This is a genomic window from Mesobacillus sp. MER 48, assembly GCF_023714225.1.
GTDB lineage: Bacteria > Bacillota > Bacilli > Bacillales > Cytobacillaceae > Mesobacillus > Mesobacillus oceanisediminis_A.
Map to the genome: position 1 here is coordinate 319,815 of NZ_JAMAUR010000002.1, position 19,497 is coordinate 339,311.

19 protein-coding genes are annotated in these 19,497 nt (G+C 42.2%); 12 read left to right on the top strand and 7 right to left on the bottom strand.

Going from position 1 to position 19,497, the window contains the following annotated elements:
* The first annotated feature begins 14 nt into the window (after positions 1-14).
* The gene (locus M3593_RS07820) at positions 15-1,832 is read left to right on the top strand and encodes an ABC transporter ATP-binding protein (protein WP_483308917.1); all 1,818 of its coding nucleotides are present in this window, start codon (positions 15-17) and stop codon (positions 1,830-1,832) included.
* Positions 1,833-1,928: 96 nt separating this feature from the next.
* Positions 1,929-2,891, top strand: coding sequence for a DUF4349 domain-containing protein (locus tag M3593_RS07825; protein ID WP_251542189.1), 963 nt, complete (start codon positions 1,929-1,931; stop codon positions 2,889-2,891).
* Positions 2,892-3,001: 110 nt separating this feature from the next.
* Here the strand turns inward: M3593_RS07825 and rnjA are convergent, their stop codons facing one another.
* Both rnjA and M3593_RS07835 read right to left on the bottom strand, forming a co-directional pair.
* Entirely contained in the window at positions 3,002-4,669 is a 1,668-nt protein-coding gene (rnjA, locus tag M3593_RS07830) for a ribonuclease J1 (RefSeq protein WP_144474721.1), read from the bottom strand.
* A 3-nt stretch (positions 4,670-4,672) separates the two neighbouring features.
* Positions 4,673-4,885 (bottom strand): DNA-dependent RNA polymerase subunit epsilon, encoded by a 213-nt coding sequence (locus tag M3593_RS07835; protein WP_144474722.1) that lies wholly within the window; start codon positions 4,883-4,885, stop codon positions 4,673-4,675.
* Between the two features lie 630 nt (positions 4,886-5,515).
* Between M3593_RS07835 and M3593_RS07840 the strand changes: the two genes are divergently transcribed.
* A complete protein-coding gene (locus M3593_RS07840) occupies positions 5,516-6,286 on the top strand; it encodes a Cof-type HAD-IIB family hydrolase (RefSeq protein WP_144474723.1) in 771 nt (256 codons plus the stop codon).
* 68 nt (positions 6,287-6,354) lie between these two features.
* Here the strand turns inward: M3593_RS07840 and def are convergent, their stop codons facing one another.
* Together def and M3593_RS07850 are read right to left on the bottom strand one after the other, a co-directional pair.
* Complete coding sequence (gene def / locus M3593_RS07845; protein WP_144474724.1) at positions 6,355-6,909, bottom strand: peptide deformylase; 555 nt, start codon at positions 6,907-6,909, stop codon at positions 6,355-6,357.
* A gap of 116 nt (positions 6,910-7,025) precedes the next feature.
* Complete coding sequence (locus M3593_RS07850) at positions 7,026-7,154, bottom strand: YjcZ family sporulation protein (RefSeq protein WP_144474725.1); 129 nt, start codon at positions 7,152-7,154, stop codon at positions 7,026-7,028.
* A 242-nt stretch (positions 7,155-7,396) separates the two neighbouring features.
* On the opposite strand from M3593_RS07850, the gene M3593_RS07855 reads away from it, so the two are divergent.
* The 5 genes from M3593_RS07855 to lpdA all read left to right on the top strand — a co-directional run bounded on the left by M3593_RS07855 (position 7,397) and on the right by lpdA (position 13,591).
* Positions 7,397-8,074 carry a YkyA family protein gene (locus tag M3593_RS07855; protein WP_251542188.1) on the top strand — a complete coding sequence of 226 codons (678 nt, stop codon included), beginning with the start codon at positions 7,397-7,399 and terminating at the stop codon, positions 8,072-8,074.
* A gap of 606 nt (positions 8,075-8,680) precedes the next feature.
* Positions 8,681-9,796 carry a pyruvate dehydrogenase (acetyl-transferring) E1 component subunit alpha gene (gene pdhA / locus M3593_RS07860; RefSeq protein WP_144474727.1) on the top strand — a complete coding sequence of 372 codons (1,116 nt, stop codon included), beginning with the start codon at positions 8,681-8,683 and terminating at the stop codon, positions 9,794-9,796.
* 3 nt (positions 9,797-9,799) lie between these two features.
* Entirely contained in the window at positions 9,800-10,777 is a 978-nt protein-coding gene (locus tag M3593_RS07865) for an alpha-ketoacid dehydrogenase subunit beta (RefSeq protein ID WP_144474728.1), read from the top strand.
* Positions 10,778-10,819: 42 nt separating this feature from the next.
* Positions 10,820-12,178 carry a dihydrolipoamide acetyltransferase family protein gene (locus tag M3593_RS07870; RefSeq protein ID WP_144474729.1) on the top strand — a complete coding sequence of 453 codons (1,359 nt, stop codon included), beginning with the start codon at positions 10,820-10,822 and terminating at the stop codon, positions 12,176-12,178.
* 3 nt (positions 12,179-12,181) lie between these two features.
* The gene (gene lpdA, locus M3593_RS07875; RefSeq protein ID WP_251542187.1) at positions 12,182-13,591 is read left to right on the top strand and encodes a dihydrolipoyl dehydrogenase; all 1,410 of its coding nucleotides are present in this window, start codon (positions 12,182-12,184) and stop codon (positions 13,589-13,591) included.
* 42 nt (positions 13,592-13,633) lie between these two features.
* Here the strand turns inward: lpdA and M3593_RS07880 are convergent, their stop codons facing one another.
* Positions 13,634-14,011, bottom strand: coding sequence for a small peptidoglycan-associated lipoprotein (locus M3593_RS07880; RefSeq protein ID WP_251542186.1), 378 nt, complete (start codon positions 14,009-14,011; stop codon positions 13,634-13,636).
* A 526-nt stretch (positions 14,012-14,537) separates the two neighbouring features.
* Between M3593_RS07880 and M3593_RS07890 the strand changes: the two genes are divergently transcribed.
* The gene (locus tag M3593_RS07890) at positions 14,538-15,410 is read left to right on the top strand and encodes a polysaccharide deacetylase family protein (RefSeq protein ID WP_251542182.1); all 873 of its coding nucleotides are present in this window, start codon (positions 14,538-14,540) and stop codon (positions 15,408-15,410) included.
* Positions 15,411-15,438: 28 nt separating this feature from the next.
* Here the strand turns inward: M3593_RS07890 and M3593_RS07895 are convergent, their stop codons facing one another.
* Complete coding sequence (locus tag M3593_RS07895; RefSeq protein ID WP_144474731.1) at positions 15,439-15,873, bottom strand: DUF1885 family protein; 435 nt, start codon at positions 15,871-15,873, stop codon at positions 15,439-15,441.
* A gap of 157 nt (positions 15,874-16,030) precedes the next feature.
* On the opposite strand from M3593_RS07895, the gene M3593_RS07900 reads away from it, so the two are divergent.
* Together M3593_RS07900 and M3593_RS07905 are read left to right on the top strand one after the other, a co-directional pair.
* Positions 16,031-16,330: a DUF3055 domain-containing protein gene (locus M3593_RS07900; protein ID WP_251542180.1), complete on the top strand. Its 300-nt coding sequence runs from the start codon at positions 16,031-16,033 to the stop codon at positions 16,328-16,330.
* Positions 16,331-16,644: 314 nt separating this feature from the next.
* Positions 16,645-16,767: a GapA-binding peptide SR1P gene (locus M3593_RS07905; RefSeq protein ID WP_079508283.1), complete on the top strand. Its 123-nt coding sequence runs from the start codon at positions 16,645-16,647 to the stop codon at positions 16,765-16,767.
* Positions 16,768-16,807: 40 nt separating this feature from the next.
* On the opposite strand, the gene M3593_RS07910 is transcribed toward M3593_RS07905, so the two are convergent.
* The gene (locus M3593_RS07910) at positions 16,808-18,277 is read right to left on the bottom strand and encodes an aminotransferase class I/II-fold pyridoxal phosphate-dependent enzyme (RefSeq protein WP_251542178.1); all 1,470 of its coding nucleotides are present in this window, start codon (positions 18,275-18,277) and stop codon (positions 16,808-16,810) included.
* A 220-nt stretch (positions 18,278-18,497) separates the two neighbouring features.
* Here M3593_RS07910 and M3593_RS07915 point away from each other — a divergent pair, with 220 nt between their 5' ends.
* Entirely contained in the window at positions 18,498-19,457 is a 960-nt protein-coding gene (locus M3593_RS07915; RefSeq protein ID WP_251542176.1) for an NAD(P)H-dependent flavin oxidoreductase, read from the top strand.
* The last annotated feature ends 40 nt before the right edge of the window (positions 19,458-19,497 follow it).

The window sequence follows — 19,497 nt, forward strand, 5'->3', positions numbered from 1 at the left end:
AGGGGGGAAGGTTTTTGAGCAGGAAAAATAATTCTCAAGTGCTAAAAAGATTTCACTATTCTACAGACCAGATTATCGATAAGCCTTTTAACTGGAAACAGATGCTAAGGCTTTTCAGCTATATGATGCCGTATAAAAGGACACTTGTGCCGCTGTCGATTGCGATGGTATTGATCACGACAGCGGTAAGGCTTGTGATTCCGATCTTGATTGGGATCTACACACTTGACAGGGCAGTGAAAAACAAGGATGAAACGATGCTGTTTTGGCTTGTCGCTATCATCGGAGGCCTATATACCGCCTCTTATATCGCAAATATTTTCAGGATTCGCTGGATGAATCAACTGGGCCAAAATGTCATTTATGATTTGCGCAAACACTTGTTCACCCATGTACAGAATCTTTCCCACCGATTTTTTGACCAGCGTTCGGCTGGTTCAATACTGGTAAGGATCATGAATGACATCAATTCCCTTCAGGAATTGTTCACTAATGGTGTCATCAACCTGTTGATGGATATGGTCCTCCTGATCGGGATCTTCTTTATCCTGTTCTCGCTGAGTCCACAGTTAACATTGGCAATCATGATCATCTTGCCAATTATGTTCCTGATCTCCACGAAGCTGAGAAAGAATATCAGGCGCTCATGGCAGGATGTACGAATGAAGCAATCAAAGCTGAATTCCCACTTGAATGAAAGCATTCAGGGGATAAGGGTTACACAATCATTTACGCAGGAAAATGAAAATATGGCCTTCTTTGATGGTGTAAATGATGAGACCTTCCAAAGCTGGAAGTCTGCTTCACAGAAAAATGCCATGTTCCGTCCAATGGTGGAATTGACAAATGCCCTTGGGACCGCAGTGCTGATCTGGTATGGAGCAAGCCTGATCCAAAATGATACTATCTCCATCGGTGTATTTGTTTCGTTTGCCTTTTATCTAGGGATGTTTTGGGAGCCGATATCAAGATTGGGGCAGGTGTATAACCAGCTGCTGATGGGGATGGCATCCTCTGAACGAATTTTTGAATTTCTTGATGAAAAGCCTATTGTCTCTGAAACAGATAATCCAATTGAACTGGATGACATACGTGGTGACATTAAATTTGATAAAGTAGTATTTTCTTATGACGAAAAACGGACTGCGCTAAAGGGTATCAGCCTTGAAATGCAGCCGGGCCAGACAGTGGCATTAGTGGGGCATACGGGATCAGGGAAGACGACAATAGCCAATCTGATCAGCCGGTTTTATGATCCGACATCAGGGAAGGTTTTGGTTGATGGATATGATCTGAAAGAAATTTCCATTGGCAGCCTTAGAGAACATATCAGCATCGTCTTGCAGGATACCTTCATTTTTTCGGGTACGATCTATGATAATATCCTTTTTGGCAGGCCGGATGCCACCGAAGAAGAAGTCATGGCAGCTGCTGAAGCGGTAGGGGCAGCGGATTTCATCGCCAAACTGCCGAATGGCTATAAAACAGAGGTTGAAGAACGTGGAAATATCCTTTCAGTGGGAGAACGCCAGCTCCTATCCTTCGCAAGAGCATTGCTTGCAAATCCCCGTATCCTGATCATGGATGAAGCGACTGCAAGCATCGATACGGAAACAGAAGTGAAAATCCAGAAAGCCCTCAAGACACTGTTAAAAGGCAGGACAGCAATCATCATTGCTCACCGATTGTCAACCATCAGGGAAGCGGATAATATTTTCGTGCTGGAAAATGGTTTGATCATTGAGCGGGGAAATCATGACCAGCTGATGGAGCTTCAGGGAGAATATCATGATCTTGTAAAAGCACAATTCAATATGCTGGATGCGGGATAGAAAGTCTTCTTTGTGAAGGCTTTCTTTTTTTATTTTGTAACATATTTACAAAAAGGCCGTCTATTACATAAAGATAAAAATTTAGGGGGCTATCCATTGTTGAAAAGAAACTTGCTTATGTTTATTTCGTTATTATTTTTGCTAGCTGGCTGCAGTGGGGGAGAATCTTCCAGTGGAAAAAGTGAAATGAACAATGCGGAAGACGCTAAGTCTGCCGAAACGGAAAATGTCAGCGAGGACAGGGTCAGCTTTTCAGCAAAAGGAGAACAGGACCGTGCTGCCGGGAATAAATCCGAAACAGAGAATCAAGACGGTGTATCAGAAAAGAACACTGTTGCCCAGCGGATGGTCATATTCAATGCTGAAATGGATATTACTGTGAAAAACTTTGAAAATGCGCGTAATTCACTCGAAGAGAAGGCACAAAGCTACAATGGATATATTGTTCAATCTGATTCTAACCGTTATGATGATGAACAGCAAAGCGGCATGATGACGTTCAGGGTTCCACAGGAGCATTTCCACGCCTTTTTGAATGATGCACAGGGGCTTTCTGTCCAGGTCAATAATCGGCGCGTGAGCGGTCAGGATGTTACAGAGGAATATGTTGACCTGGAATCACGCTTGAAATCGAAAAAAGCAGTAGAAGCCAGGCTGCTTGAATTTATGAAAGATTCCCAGAAAACTGAGGACCTGTTGAAGATTTCATCAGATTTGGCCGATGTCCAGGAAGAAATCGAACAGATCGCAGGAAGGAAGAAATACCTCGAAAATCAGACTGCATACTCGACGGTAACAATCTCTTTACAGGAAACTCTTGTAGCTGTCCCGAAAATCGATAATGAAAATCTTAACACCTGGCAGAAAATCCAGAAGCAGTTTGCAGATAACATTAATATTCTGCTTGCTGCCGGGTCAGGAATCATCGTATTTTTGGTGGGCAATCTTCCCATTATCCTGATTGTTGGAACGATTGTTGCAGCAATCATTTATTTTGTACGGAAGAAGAATAAACCAGGCCAAAATAATAATATGGATTCTAATGGTAACAGAAGCTGACTATGCTGTGATTCCTTACAAACGAACATATACTTGTCTCCAGGCTCTTTTCGTGGATACACCGGAATTATATATAAAAAAACCGTTGCGATGGTCGCAACGGTTTTTTGCTATACCTCCATTATGATCGGCAGGATCATCGGGCGGCGTTTTGTCTTTTCGTATAAGAAAGGTGCAAGTGTATCAGTGATTTCATTTTTAATTTCAGACCACTGAGTAGTTTTTCTTTCCATCACTTTATTCAAGTGCTTATTAATCAAGCTTTGTGCATCATTAATCAGATCCCCGGATTCTCTCATATAGACAAATCCGCGTGAAATCAGGTCAGGGCCAGCGGCAATCTTGAATTCCTTCATATTGATGCTTACCACCACAACGACAAGACCTTCTTCTGATAGAATACGTCGGTCGCGAAGAACGATATTGCCGATGTCGCCAACTCCGCTTCCGTCAATATAAACATTGCCAGAAGGAATCTTTCCTGCTACACCGACCTCATTGTCGCCAATAGCAAGAACTTCACCATTGTCCATAATGAAACAATTTTCTTCAGGCACTCCGCAGTCGGCAGCAAGCTTGCTATGCATCTTTTGCATGCGGAATTCACCATGAATCGGCATAAAGTATTTCGGCTTAATCAGTCGCAACATCAATTTTTGTTCTTCCTGGCCGCCATGGCCAGAAGTATGGATATCATTCAATGGTCCATGGATGACATCAGCACCAGCGCGGGACAGCATATTGATGGTCCTGTTGACGCTGATGGTATTCCCGGGGATTGGAGATGACGAGAATACGACTGTATCGCCAGGCTGAATCTGGATTTGACGGTGGGTACCGTTTGCAATACGTGATAAAGCGGCCATTGGCTCGCCCTGGCTTCCGGTACAAAGAATCGTGACCTGGTTGGCAGGCAACCTGTTGATTTGCTGAGCATCAATGAATGTATCCTTTGGAGCTGTGATATAGCCAAGTTCTTGTCCAATCGTGATTGCTGATTCCATGCTTCGGCCGAACACGGCAACTTTTCTGCCATTTGCGACTGCAGCCTCAGTAACTTGCTGCAATCTATGTATGTTCGACGCAAAAGTAGCGAATATGACCCGTCCGTCCACCTTCCGGAAAATATCCTGAATGCTCTCACCTACACGGCGTTCAGACATTGTGAAATTTGGCACCTCAGCATTTGTACTATCAGATAGCAAGCATAGGACGCCTTCCTTGCCGATTTCAGCCATTTTTGTAATGTTGGCCGGCTCACCAACCGGGGTAAAGTCAAATTTAAAATCACCGGTGTGTACAATTTGTCCTGGAGGTGTTTTTACAACGATCCCATATGAATCGGGAATACTGTGTGTCGTCCTGAAGAACGTGACAGATGTCTTGCGGAATTTGATGATATCATCTTCCTTGATTTCAATCAGCTTGGCCTTTCGCAGCAGACCATGTTCTTCAAGCTTGTTTTTAATCAGGCCGAGTGCCAGTTTGCCTCCATAAATCGGGACATTGATTTCACGAAGCAAATAAGGGATGCCGCCGATGTGGTCTTCGTGTCCGTGAGTAATGAACAGGCCTTTGATTTTGTCCTCGTTTTTTACAAGAAAGGAATAGTCAGGAATCACATAATCAATTCCTAGCAATTCATCTTCTGGGAATTTAATGCCTGCATCAATCAAAATGATTTCATCCTGAAACTGCACGCCATACGTGTTCTTGCCGATTTCGCCTAATCCTCCGAGCGCGAAAACAGCTGTTTGGTCATTTTTTACGAATTTCATAAATTATTCGATCTCCAATACTTCAAAGTCTTCTTTTTGCTTTTCATACTCCAAATAATTACCCTCAACTGCCTCTACATATTCGATGTTATACTGGCGGTCAACAATTTTTGTCCGTACTTCTCTTTCAGAGTCAGCTTCAACATAAATAGTCTGTGTCTTTTCACGAACTGGTACTTGCTTGTTGGATTCCTGGAAGTAAACTTTAAAAATCATTATAAATCTCTCTCCTTAAATGAACTTTTCTATTTTACAGATGCCCCTTAATGGAACTGATTTCACTCGCTGACAATTCCAGCTCAAGTTGCAGCATATGCAATGCCGGAATGTTTGATGGCTTTGAAATCAATTCAATCTCAGCCCTATATAGAATGACAATGTTACCATTGTTATTATCAACCGTGCGTGTTTTCCGCTATTAACCAATTTACAATAAGGAAGGAGCCCTTCGCAAGTTTGAAGGGCTCAAAAAGTTAAGCGATTGTTTTTTTACGAAGCAAATCTTTCCACTGTTTCAAAAGCTTCTTTCTGAGCTTCTTTAACATAGTGGATCATCTCCTTAATTCTTATTTTAAACTATCCTTGTCCAATGTAAAGTAAACAAGGAAAAGTTTAGCAAAGATTATTTTTCAAATTCCTATCTTTTTGTTTATATTATATGATGAAATAGCAAATTTTTTCATGGATATTGATGGAATGGCATAAATTGTCATTCATTTGACACATTTTTAAACTGCGTTTTTCTGTACAGGTACTGTGCTATTTGGTAGACTGTCGGAATTACTTAATAAAACTAAATGGTTGGGAAAATACTTTCAATAAGAAAGAGCATCGAAGGAGAATATCATGAGCAAAATCGTATTTTTTGATATTGATGGTACACTATTGGACCATGATAAAAATCTGCCTGCCTCCGCCAAGGAAGCAATTGAAAAGCTGAAGGGAAATGGAGTATTCGTAGCAATCGCTACTGGAAGGGCTCCGTTCATGTTTGAAAATCTTAGAAAAGAGCTCGATATCGATTCTTTTGTAAGTTTCAATGGACAATACGTGGTGTTTGAAGGGGAACCAATTTATAAAAACCCTTTGAACAACCAAAAAATAGAGGAGCTTTATAGAGAGGCTGCAGACCAGGGACACCCGGTCGTATTTATGAATCATCAGACGATGAAGTCATCCGTTAAGCACCACCAATTTATCGAAACGAGCCTGGGAGGCTTGAAATTTGCCCATCCGGAGCATGATGACCGATTTTATGTTGACAGGGATTTGTTCCAAACACTTCTTTTTTGTGAAGAAGGTAAGGAGGAGTATTACCGGGAGAATTACCCGGAATTTACTTTAATCAGATGGCATCCTTATTCAGTTGATGTCCTTCCTGCAGGTGGTTCCAAGGCAGAAGGCATTAAGAAGATGATCGAACGGTTAGGTTTCAATCCGGAGGACGTCTATGCATTCGGCGATGGACTAAATGACCTTGAAATGCTGGAGGCTGTGGGAACGGGTGTCGCGATGGGCAATGCTGTGCCACAACTAAAAGAACTGGCGAATATGGTGACCCGTGATGTTGATGATGATGGCATATGGCATGGTTTGAAAAAGTTGAATTTGATCTAGAATAATAATCAGCAATCAATTCGAAAAATGCTCCACAAAAAAAAGCCGAATCTAATCAGATTCGGCTTTTACCGTTCTACCCGGACAGCATCCGGGACATCGGCAAATGGATCGTGCTTATTGATATGGTCGTAAAACATGATTCCGTTCAGGTGGTCGATTTCATGCTGGAATACAATAGCAGGAAGGCCCTTGAGACGAATCTTCACTTCGTTTCCTTCAAGGTCGATTCCTTTTACGGTAATCCTTGCATATCTTGGCACATATCCGGGGATTGCCTCATCTACTGAGAGACAGCCCTCACCAGCTGCCAGATAGGATCGTTCAACTGAATGGCTGATGACTTTTGGATTGAAAAGGGCATAGCTGACCAAGTTATCTTTCTCATCCGTCAAATGAACAGCAATCATTCTTTTTGTCACATTTATCTGCGGAGCCGCAAGACCAATTCCCGGTCGCAGTCCATGTTTTTGTGCGATCTCAGGGTCCTGGCTGTTTATCACGTATTCAATCAGGTTTTGGAGTATTTCTTTATCTTCCTGTGAAGGAGGCATGGGAACTTCTTCCGCAACTTTTCGGAGCGCAGGATGTCCATCACGGACGATATCATCCATCGTCAACATATATTTCACCTCTAGTATGTAATAATGTTAAGTCTAACAAATGTATTACGAAAAGTTAACTAGAAAACATGAAAAGAGAGAGGGACATAAATCCCTTCTCCCTTTACTCTTCACAATTAAAATCTCCAGCAGGCGCATCCAACGATGATCAAAAGGATAAACAACACGACAATCAAAGCGAAGCCGCCGCGATAACCTACTCCCGCAACAGGATATCCACCACATCCATATCCGTATCCGTACATATGGAAACCTCCTCTTTTGTATGATTCGCCCGCAATTCGGGTCGATTGCTATAGCCTATGCAAAAGAAATTAGATGGTATAGGCTCAAGCCCAAAGCATAAAGAGCATTATGGTTGAATATATTTAGGGAAAGGACAAGCTTTTCCACTTCGATTATGGATAAAAAACTGCAGAATTTCATTTCTATTGTCAAATCTCGCCGCAATCGCTATAGTAAAATTGGTATCTATGAGGAGGTTATTATGTTGTCCATATTCAAAAAAATAAGTTTAGCTATTATCATGATGGCTGGAGTTTTTAGTCTGGCTGGGTGTTTGGACAAGCAATCACCTGAGGAAAAGATGTTCGAGGAGCTTGAAAAAGTCGTTTCAATTGAAAAAACATTTGAGGATCAGCAGGATCCACTTGTAGAGCTGGAAAAGAAGGAAAAGGAAATATATGAAAAGATCATTTCGCTTGGCATGAAGGAATATGACCAAATTGTAAAGCTGGCTGATGAGGCTTTGGCTAACGCCGACAAACGAGCTGAACATATAGATAAAGAAAAAGAAAGTATTGACGAATCACGAAAAGAATTCAAAAACATCGACCAAATTATTGAAGAGATCGAGGATTCCGGCCTAAAGAAGCAGGCAAATGAATTGAAGGCCACGATGAATGAACGATATGAAATACATGATGACCTGTACAAAAATTATAAACAAGGTCTCCAATATGACAAAAAACTTTATGAAATGCTGAAGGATAAGGAGTTAAGCTTTGATAACCTGGAAGAGCAAATCAATAAAGTAAATGAGATATATGAGACAGTACTGAAGGATAACCAGGAATTCAATGATAAAACGGACCAGTATAATAAAGAAAAACTGGCTTTTTATAAAAAAGCCGGAATAGAAGTAAGCCCGGAAAAGGAAGAATAGGAATAGATCTAAAGCCGCTTTAACTCAAAAGCGGTTTTTTTGTGGCTTTTAAAAACAATTATCCATAAAAGCCCATCCCAACCCCAACTGGCCACGCCAAACCGCGGCCGACACCTAATGTGCCCATTTTTGTTAAAAGTCTAGTGTTTAACATTAATACAGTTTGAATTAAAAGTAATTTATTATAGTACAGTATTAATCGAATAGTAATACAGTTGCTTTTTTAGGATAATAACATAACGATGATGATTAAAATTAAAAAAGATAAAACATAGTATTTGACGGAGTTATTTTCGTGATGTAAACTAAAAAACGAATGAGCGAATTGTATTACTCTGTTTATGAATTTTACTAATACAGGATTTAGGATGCTGGAATTGGGAAATATAAGTTTTTTTATTGTGCATCTGTGGAAAACTATAGAATGGTGTGTCCACATGCGGCTTCAGCCAAAGATGCTTGAGTTTCCTGTGTTCTGCCATAAATAAGACGATCAATCAGCTCAAGATGTATTTTGAGAACCCGGGGAAATTAATCCTGATATTGGGTAACCTATTTTTGTATATTTAATAAAATTTATGAGTTAGAAAGGAAGAGGTGGCTCTGATGGCATCTAAAACGAAAAACAACACTCTTGATGCAAAAAAGCAGCTCGAAAAGATCGAAAGCCAATTTGAAATGTTCCAGATTTTAAATGAAGAGGGTGAAGTCGTTAATGAAGCGGCAATGCCTGAACTTTCGGACGAGCAATTACAAGAATTGATGAAGCGTATGGTTTACACAAGGATTTTGGACCAGCGTTCAATTTCATTGAACCGCCAGGGACGTCTTGGTTTCTACGCTCCTACAGCAGGGCAGGAAGCTTCCCAGCTTGCATCCCAATTCGCACTTGAAAAAGAAGACTTTATTCTTCCAGGATACCGTGATGTACCACAAATGATTTGGCATGGTCTTCCGCTTACACAGGCATTCTTGTTCTCTCGCGGACACTTCAAGGGCAATCAGATCCCTGAAGGTGTAAATGTCATTTCACCACAAATCATCATTGGTGCTCAATATATCCAGGCTGCAGGTGTGGCGCTGGGAATGAAAAAACGCGGAGCTCAAGCAGTCGCTGTGACTTACACAGGCGATGGCGGTTCTTCCCAAGGTGACTTCTACGAAGGAATCAACTTTGCGGGGGCATATAAAGCGCCGGCAATTTTCTTCGTACAAAATAACCGATTCGCGATTTCTACTCCTGTAGAAAAGCAGACTGCTGCACAGACAATTGCTCAAAAAGCTGTAGCTGCAGGTATTCCTGGTATCCAGGTAGATGGAATGGACCCGCTTGCGGTTTATGCTGTAACTCTTGAAGCACGTCAGCGCGCAGTAAACGGAGAAGGACCAACATTGATTGAAACAATGACTTACCGTTATGGTCCTCATACAATGGCTGGTGATGACCCAACTCGTTACCGTACATCGGATTTGGATAATGAATGGGAAAAGAAGGATCCATTAGTTCGTTTCCGTAAGTTCCTCGAGAAGAAGAATCTTTGGACTGAAGAGATGGAAAACGAAACAATCGAAAGAGCAAAAGAAGAAATCAAAAACGCTATCAAAGAAGCGGATGATACTCCTAAGCAGAAAGTCACAGACTTGATGGAGATCATGTATGAAGAAATGCCAGACCACTTAAAAGAACAATATGAAATATACAAAGAGAAGGAGTCGAAGTAAGCCATGGCTCAAATGACAATGATTCAAGCAATTACAGACGCTCTTCGCGTAGAACTGAAAAATGATCCCAACGTCCTTGTATTCGGGGAAGACGTTGGCGTAAACGGCGGTGTATTCCGTGCGACAGAAGGCCTGCAAAAAGAGTTTGGGGAAGATCGCGTATTTGATACGCCGCTTGCAGAATCCGGTATTGGCGGACTGGCAATCGGTCTTGCTTTGCAGGGGTACCGTCCTGTCCCGGAAATCCAGTTCTTCGGATTCGTGTTCGAAGTAATGGATTCAATCGCTGGTCAAATGGCTCGTATGCGTTACCGTTCAGGCGGACGCTACAGCTCACCAGTTACCATCCGTTCACCATTCGGCGGAGGCGTACATACACCAGAGATGCACGCTGACAGCCTGGAGGGAATGGTTGCACAACAGCCTGGTTTGAAGGTTGTTATTCCTTCAACTCCATATGATGCAAAAGGATTGCTGATTTCAGCAATCCGCGATAATGATCCAGTCATTTTCCTTGAGCACATGAAGCTCTATCGCTCATTCCGTCAGGAAGTTCCTGAAGAAGAGTACACAATCCCTCTTGGAAAAGCGGATGTTAAGCGTGAAGGTACAGACCTTTCCATCATCACTTATGGTGCAATGGTCCATGAATCACTGAAAGCTGCAGAAGAACTTGAAAAAGAAGGCCATTCTGTAGAAGTAATCGACTTAAGGACTGTAATGCCTTTCGATATTGAAACAATCATTGCTTCTGTTGAAAAAACAGGAAGAGCGATCGTTGTCCAGGAAGCACAAAAACAGGCTGGAATGGCTGGACAAATTGTTGCGGAAATCAATGACCGCGCTATCCTTAGCCTTGAAGCTCCAGTCTTAAGAGTGGCTGCACCTGATACAGTATTCCCATTCTCTCAGGCAGAAACAGTATGGCTGCCTAACTATAAGGATGTAATCGAAACAGCTAAGAAAGTACTTGAATTCTAAAAAAGCAAACACGATCGATAAAACATAGGAGGGTGAATTCCATTGGCATTCAAATTTAAGCTGCCAGATATCGGCGAAGGTATTCACGAAGGTGAAATCGTCAAATGGTTCGTAAAACCTGGCGATAAAGTTCAGGAAGACGATGTACTTTGCGAAGTACAAAATGATAAAGCAGTAGTAGAAATTCCTTCCCCTGTCGCTGGTACAGTCGAAGAAGTTTTAGTTGAAGAAGGAACTGTTGCAACAGTTGGACAGGTTCTCGTAACATTTGATGCTCCAGGGTATGAAGACCTTAAGTTCAAAGGTGAAGAAGAAGAAGATGCTCCGGCTGAGAAAACAGAAGCACAGGTTCAATCTACTATGGAGGCTGGGCAAAAAATTGAAAAAGAAGCAACAGAAGCCCCTGCTCCTGCAGGCGAAACCGGTGCGGGCGCAGCAGCTGCACCACAGGCAGAAGTTGATCCTAACCGCCGCATCGTAGCAATGCCATCTGTTCGTAAATATGCACGTGAAAAAGGCGTTGATATTCGCCAGGTTGCTGGATCAGGCAAAAATGGCCGCATCCAGAAAAACGATGTTGACAGCTTCTTAAGCGGCGGAGCACCAGCAGCAGCTGCACCAAAGGCTGACCAAGCACAGGCGCCAGAAGCTGAAGCAGCAGCTCCTAAGGCAGCAGCTCAGGCTATCCCAGAGGGACAATATCCTGAGACTCGTGAGAAGATGAGCGGCATCAGAAAAGCGATTGCAAAAGCAATGGTTAACTCTAAGCATACAGCTCCACACGTTACACTAATGGACGAAGTAGATGTAACAAAGCTTGTTGCACACCGCAAGAAGTTCAAAGAAGTGGCTGCTGAAAAAGGAATTAAGCTTACGTTCCTTCCTTATGTGGTAAAAGCTTTAACAAGTGCACTTCGTGAATACCCAGCATTGAACACATCATTAGATGATGCAACAAGCGAAATCATTCACAAGCACTATTACAATATCGGTATTGCTGCTGATACTGACAAAGGCTTGCTAGTTCCGGTCGTTAAAGATGCTGACCGTAAGTCTGTATTCTCAATCTCTAATGAGATCAACGAACTTGCAGGAAAAGCACGTGACGGAAAATTGGCTCCAGATGAAATGAAAGGTGCATCTTGCACAATCACAAACATCGGTTCTGCTGGCGGACAATGGTTCACTCCGGTTATCAACCATCCGGAAGTTGCAATCCTTGGAATTGGCCGCATCGCAGAAAAGCCTGTAGTAAAAGATGGTGAGATCGTTGCTGCTCCAGTACTTGCACTATCTCTAAGCTTCGATCACCGTATGATTGACGGAGCTACTGCACAGCACGCATTGAACCATATCAAGCGCCTGTTGAACGATCCAGAACTATTGTTAATGGAGGGGTAATAAATGGTAGTAGGAGATTTTCCAATCGAAACTGATACTCTTGTCATCGGTGCCGGTCCTGGCGGATATGTGGCAGCCATTCGCGCTGCCCAGCTGGGCCAAAAAGTAACAATCGTAGAAAAGGCGGTTCTTGGCGGTGTCTGCCTGAACGTCGGATGTATTCCATCTAAAGCTTTGATTTCGGCTGGTCACAGATACGAAAATGCAAAACACTCAGAAGACATGGGCGTTAAAGCAGAAAACGTTACGCTTGACTTTTCAAAAGTACAAGAGTTCAAAGCAGGAGTAGTCAAGAAATTGACTGGCGGCGTTGAAGGATTGTTAAAAGGCAATAAAATCGATATTGTTAAAGGCGAAGCGTACTTCGTGGATGCCAATACAATTCGTGTGATGGATGAAAATTCAGCCCAGACATATACTTTCAAGAACGCTATCCTTGCTACTGGATCCCGCCCAATTGAGATCCCGGCTTTCAAATTCTCTAAGCGTGTGCTTGATTCTACTGGTGCATTGAATCTTCAGGAGCTTCCTGAGAGCATTGTTGTCATCGGCGGAGGCTATATCGGCACAGAGCTTGGCGGTGCATATGCAAGCTTCGGCACGAAGGTGACAATCCTAGAAGGTGCTGACGAAATCTTGAATGGTTTCGAAAAGCAAATGTCTTCACTTGTGAAAAAGAACCTTAAGAAAAAGGGCGCAGAAGTGATTACGAAGGCCCTTGCCAAGGGTGTTGAAGAAAGTGAAACTGGCGTAACTGTTACCTATGAAGTAAAAGGTGAAGAGCAAAAAGTAGAAGCAGACTACGTATTTGTCATGGTAGGCAGAAAGCCAAACACTGACGAACTTGGCCTTGAGCAAGTAGGAATTGAAATGACAGATCGTGGTGTGATCAAAATCGACAAGCAATGCCGCACAAATGTCAGCAACATTTACGCAATTGGCGACATTGTTGAAGGACCGCCACTGGCTCATAAGGCATCTTACGAAGGTAAGATTGCTGCTGAGGCAATCGCTGGACACCCTTCAGAAATCGATTACCTGGCAATCCCTGCTGTCGTATTCTCTGACCCAGAATTAGCGTCTGTAGGTTATTCTGAAAAAGAAGCAAAGGATGCGGGCATCGATATTAAAGCAGCGAAATTCCCGTTTGCTGCAAACGGCCGTGCCCTTTCACTTAATCAGACTGACGGCTTCCTGAAGCTGATCACTCGTAAGGAAGATGATATCGTCATCGGTGCGCAAATTGCAGGCCCTAATGCTTCTGATATGATTGCAGAACTTGGTCTGGCAATAGAAGCAGGGATGACTGCTGAAGATCTGGCAATGACCATCCACGCTCACCCAACATTAGGTGAAATTACGATGGAAGCAGCAGAAGTTGCGCTTGGAAATCCAATTCATATCATAAAATAAAATCAAATAAAAAAATCCTTTCCATTCTGGGAAGGATTTTTTTTATTCATGATTCAAAACAGCAGAGATCGGCTCAATAATCTGTTCTTTAGTGGCACTTCCATTTACATTCGCGAGCACCTGGTCACGGTGGACAATCAGGATGGCCGGGAACTTTTTCTCTTTAAGAAGATCATGGTATTGATTAGCCTTTGCAGCTGGAATGACAACAATGTTATCAAATTCTGCGGGATATTCCTTCTTTAACTCTATGATTGCATCATAGTAGGATGATTCTTGCTTGTAATTCTCTTCATCAGAAAAAAAGACAACCTGTTTTATGTCTTCATTCAGCACCAGTTTGTCTGAATTGTTGACCGGATTGCATGAAGCCGTCAGAAAAAGGAACGTAGTGACAAAAACAAAAGATAAGCTTTTCATTTATCTTTGCCTCACTTTTTTAGATTATGTTTCCTCTGGATAACTAGTTGTCCATATTCTATCACAGCAATTTCCAAAAGAATGGAATGTTATTGAAATGTTACATAATTGAAAAATATCCTTCCATCCAGGACATATACTAGTAAAAAAGATCAGATGTTTAGCAGTTTGCTGGTCGGGAAAGATAAACTAGACATGGTGGTGGAGGGTTTGAAGGTGTATAATGTTTTACTGCTTCAATCACTCATATGGAGTGGATATACCTTAACGGAATGGCTATCCAAACACGATCATCCGATTTATAATGGTATTATGTTCATTGTGTTTTTTTATCTGGCAATAATAATCGGAAATCATATAATGAAATCGGCAAGGAAAACATTTTTGATTACCATTCTAAGTCTTGCCCTTTATGTGTCTTTTCATTTAACAATGTCTCTCATTATATAATATGGGAAACCATCCCAGGGAATCGCCATTAATTCATCAGCATTGTCAGCAAGATACACAGCAGGAGGGGAAAGGGTTGAATAGAACAATATCATATATGCTCACTGCTTCGTTATTGCTAGCTGGCTGCAGTGCGGCTGAGGATGCTCAAAAACCAAAAGAGACAGATGAAGTGAAGAATGAAAAAGTCGATAAGGAAGAAAAAGCAGCTGAGAAAACAACGGAAAATAAAAATGAAGAGCAGGTAGAAGAAACGTCAGAAGATGTTCAAGAGAGTGTGGAAGTGGAACAAAGCACACCACAGTATCGAATGAAAACTGATTTTTCGATTGAAAATATTGAAAATCCCGATGAAAAAATTGTTTTGCTGACGATCGATGATGCGCCGGATAAAAATGCTCTTGAGATGGCGAAAACATTGAAGGCGTTAAATGTTAATGCGATCTTTTTTGTGAATGGGCATTTTCTTGATACTCCAGAAGAAGGGGAAGTGTTGAAGGAGATTCACAAGATGGGTTTTGTGATTGGCAATCATACATATAACCACAAATCATTGAAGGATTTATCGATGGAACAACAAAGAAAAGAAATTGTGGATCTTAACGATCGAGTGGAAGAACTGATAGGCGAAAGGCCGCATTTTTTCAGGGCGCCATTTGGGATGAATACAGATTTCAGCAAACAGCTAGCTGCTGACGAAAAGATGCTGGTCATGAACTGGACTTATGGTTACGATTGGGAGCAAGACTATCAATCCAAGGACGCCCTGGCTGATATCATGATAAATACTCCATTTTTGAGGAATGGTGCCAATTTGCTCATGCATGACAGGAAATGGACAAGCGAGGCATTGAGGGATATCGTGAAGGGACTGCAAGATAAAGGTTATAAAATTGTAGATCCTTCACAAATAGAAACGCCAGCAAATAGCGAAACGGCTGCTCATTAGCAGCCGTTTCGTTTTTAGAGGGAGGTTATTATTTGCGAGGGTAGAAGTACATGATTCTCCCATTGAATAAATGCAGTTCGCCCTGCAATTTTTTCCCGATGAATTTGCTGAATTCGTTTGCTTTTCCCTTATCGCCAGCAGTTGCAGTGGGAGGAAGGGTGATTTGTATGTATGATTGTTCGCGCTCAGAGCCGTCCTCATTGACAACGCTTTCTTTGTCGATACCAATCAAAATTGCATTGTAACGGTCCTGGGATGATTGCAGGTAAAACCATGTACCTTTACCATCTTCTTTTTCCTTCAATTCATATGGAAACGCCGAGTTTTCATAATTCCAGGCTACCTGGTCGCCTGTCTTTGAGGTGATTTCTTTGTAATAATTAAATAAATCTTTAAGTTCTTCGGTGGAAATGGCTTGCTGAGATGATGATGGAACAAGTTTTATATAAGCATTACTAGACATCGTCCAATCCCCTTTTCCTATCTATTCCTTCCCATTTTATCACTCCTGAAAAAGTGTGCCAATAGAATAAAAGCTTTTTAGCTTTACTTGCACTTGCCTTTTTGTCAAAATAGAATTATAATAATATTCTAAATATTTAATTTTAAGGAGGAGGCTTATGGAACTATTCGAAAAGCTTTATGACGAGCACGAAAAGGTTCATGTCAGGTTTGTGGGGTTCACCACGTATGACACCCGTTATGACTTTGGGATCGTGTATACCAATATGTTTTTCGGAAAACCGCTTGTAGTCTGCATGCAGACAGGACGTTCAGCACTCCTCGACCCAAAGGACATAGAAGACATAGAATTTTTACAGAAAGCATTCCATATTACAGAAGTCCGGCAGGCTGAGGACCTTGCGCTGTTTTTTAACGAAGAATTGCCAACAGCCCCATTCCAGACTCAATATGAATAAGATTATGAAGAGAACAGGCCTGCTGCAGGTCTGTTTTAATTTTTGGGAAACTTTTTTAGATTGACCTTTTCATATTTCCTTCATGCTAACGTTCCTGTCTCGGTAATTATAAGCCTTTGTAATTGCTTGAAGTCAAAAGTGTCATACTAATAGAAGTTAAAACATATAATGTGTTTGAGTATTACATAAATTGCCTTTAAAAAAATAAAAGTGTTATACAATTTAGGCTTGAAATCTTAATAGTGTTATATTATTATATAAGCAGAAGATGTTAAAGCGCTTTCACAATTCAAAATGAAAAGGGGTTTGAAAAGATGGGCACAATCGTTTGTCAAACTTGCAATTCTACAATTGACCATTTCGAAGATGAGAAAGTAACGGTGTTATATTCAAAAAAATGCAATTGCTGCGACCATGAAGGTGCAGAGGAAAGATAAGAATAGACAAAAGGGCATGCGCACTGCATGCCCTTCTTTTTTATCTGATCGCTTGGTGTTCCTTGATCACTCGGAATGATTTAAGTTCATCATCCTCAGGTCCTTGTACAGGAAGGCCAGCTTCCATATTGGTCTTGATATAAACAAGGTTTTCTTTGGTGATGATTTCGCCAGGAATGAAAATCGGTATTCCTGGAGGATATACCATCACGAATTCGGCAATGATTCGTCCTTCTGATTCCTCGACAGGAACAACCTCTGTATCAGCGTAAAAAGCATCTCTAGGTGTCAAAGCCAATAATGGAATATCAGGCAGCATGACCTCGGCATGGACTTTTTCAGCTAGATGATGGAATTCCTTTGAGAGCTCACCCAATGCCTTTACAAGAATATCAGCTTCTTTCTGGGTGTCACCAGGCGTGATGATGCACAGGATATTATACAAGTCTGAGAGTTCAACTTCGATATTGTATTTTTCGCGAAGCCATTTTTCGACCTCGTATCCTGTGATATTCAGATCCTTGATGCTGATGAGAACTTTCGTTGGATCAAAATCATATGTCGCGTTTGTACCAAGCAGGTCTTCACCAGGACAGTAAAGATGTTCGATTTCGTTTACCTGCCTGCGAATCCATTGAGCCAATTTGATTGTCCTGTCAATAATGTCCATTCCTTCGGTAGCAAGCCTTCTCCGCGCCGTATCTAATGATGCAAGCAGCAAATAGGAAGTAGAGGTGGTCGTCAGCATGCTGATGATTGATTGGACACGCTTTGCTGAAACCAGGCCTTCTTTAACATTCAGGATAGAGCTTTGGGTCATCGAACCGCCAAGCTTGTGCACGCTGGTTGCAGCCATATCGGCACCTGCCTGCATGGCGGATAGCGGGAGATCCTCATGGAAATGAATGTGGACACCATGCGCTTCATCCACAAGTACGGGAACATCATATGAATGAGCAATTTCCACAATCTTCTTTAAATCGGCAGCAAAGCCGAAGTATGTTGGATTAATTACCAGCAAGCCTTTTGCATCTGGATGCTGCTCTAGAGCCTTTTCAACAGAGTCAGTTGAAATACCGTGAGAAATACCCAATTTTTTATCGATCTCTGGATGGATGAAAATTGGAATGGCACCGGAAAAAACGATTGCGGACATGATTGATTTGTGCACGTTCCGCGGAACGATGATTTTATCTCCAGGTCCGCATACAGTCATGATCATGGTCATGATTGCGCCGCTTGTCCCCTGTACTGAAAAGAAAGTATGGTCCGCGCCGAAAGCTTCAGCTGCCAGCTCCTGTGCCTGCTTGATGATCCCTTTTGGTGAATGAAGATCGTCAAGGGGGCCGATATTGATCAAGTCAATCGACAAGGCATTATCGCCGATGAACTCGCGGAACTCAGGGTCAATCCCGCTGCCTTTTTTATGTCCAGGTATATGAAACTGGATCGGATTCTTTTCTGCGTGCTTCAACAGGCTAGTAAATAGTGGTGTTTCGTATTGTGACAATGGATGATCACACCTCTTTATTGTATTGGATTTCCTTTTTATAGATTATGATTATTGATCAGCTTTTAAAAAAATAAAACACATGCATTATAGCACTAATCAAGGTGTTTGCAAAGAATTTCAAAATACAAGGAATACGGTAATCTTGCTTAAAGAAAACAGGAATTCTGCCTCCTATAATAGAAGTAGTAATGAAACAAGCATATGAAGGAGAGGGAATATGAACTGGAATACTGAAGTAACGAACCTATTAGGAATACAATACCCGATTATCCAGGGAGGACTCGCTTATCTTGCTTATTCTGAGCTTGCTGCGGCGGTATCGAATGCAGGAGGATTGGGACAGATCACTGCCATGTCACTTCCTGACCCTGATGCACTGAGAAATGAGATACATAAAGTCAGGAAACTCACTGACAGGCCATTTGGGGTCAATTTTGCCATCGGACAGCATGGAAGGCCATTCTCACATTTCCTGGATGTAGCCATCGATGAAGGTGTACCAGTTATCTCAATGACAGGGGGCAACCCGGCACCAATTTTTGAACAATTAAAAGGGACCGACAGTAAAAAGCTCGTCCTGGTTGCAGCCAAAAGGCAAGCACAGAAAGCAGAGGAACTCGGTGCTGATGCAGTCATGGTAGTCGGTCAGGAAGGCGGCGGGCATCTTGGGAAGAGCGACATTGGCACGATGGTGCTGATTCCATCTGTAGTCGATGCCGTCAGCATCCCGGTTATTGCCTCAGGGGGAATTGGTGATGGAAGAGGTTTGATGGCTGCATTAAGCCTGGGCGCGCAGGGGATTGAAATGGGAACCCGCTTCATTGCAACAAAAGAATGTGTCCATGCGAACGAGCTGTACAAACAAAAACTGATTGAAGGAACAGAGAATGACACGGCTGTGATAAAAAGAACACTGGGCATGCCAGCAAGGGCGATTGCCAATCCATTGACAGAAAAGATTCTGGAAATAGAGAAGCAAGGCGGAGGATATGATGCCCTGAAGGAGCTGATCAGCGGAACGGCAAACCGCAAATATATTTATGAAGGAGACCAGGAAAACGGTTTTGGCTGGGCCGGACAGGTTATGGGATTGATCAAAGACTCACCTACAGTCGCTGAGCTTTTCGAAAGGATCATTAAAGAAGCAGAGGCAATCAGAACATCCTGGGGAAGATAAAGCTCCGCCATGCTTGCGCTCACTGATAAATAAAGGTACA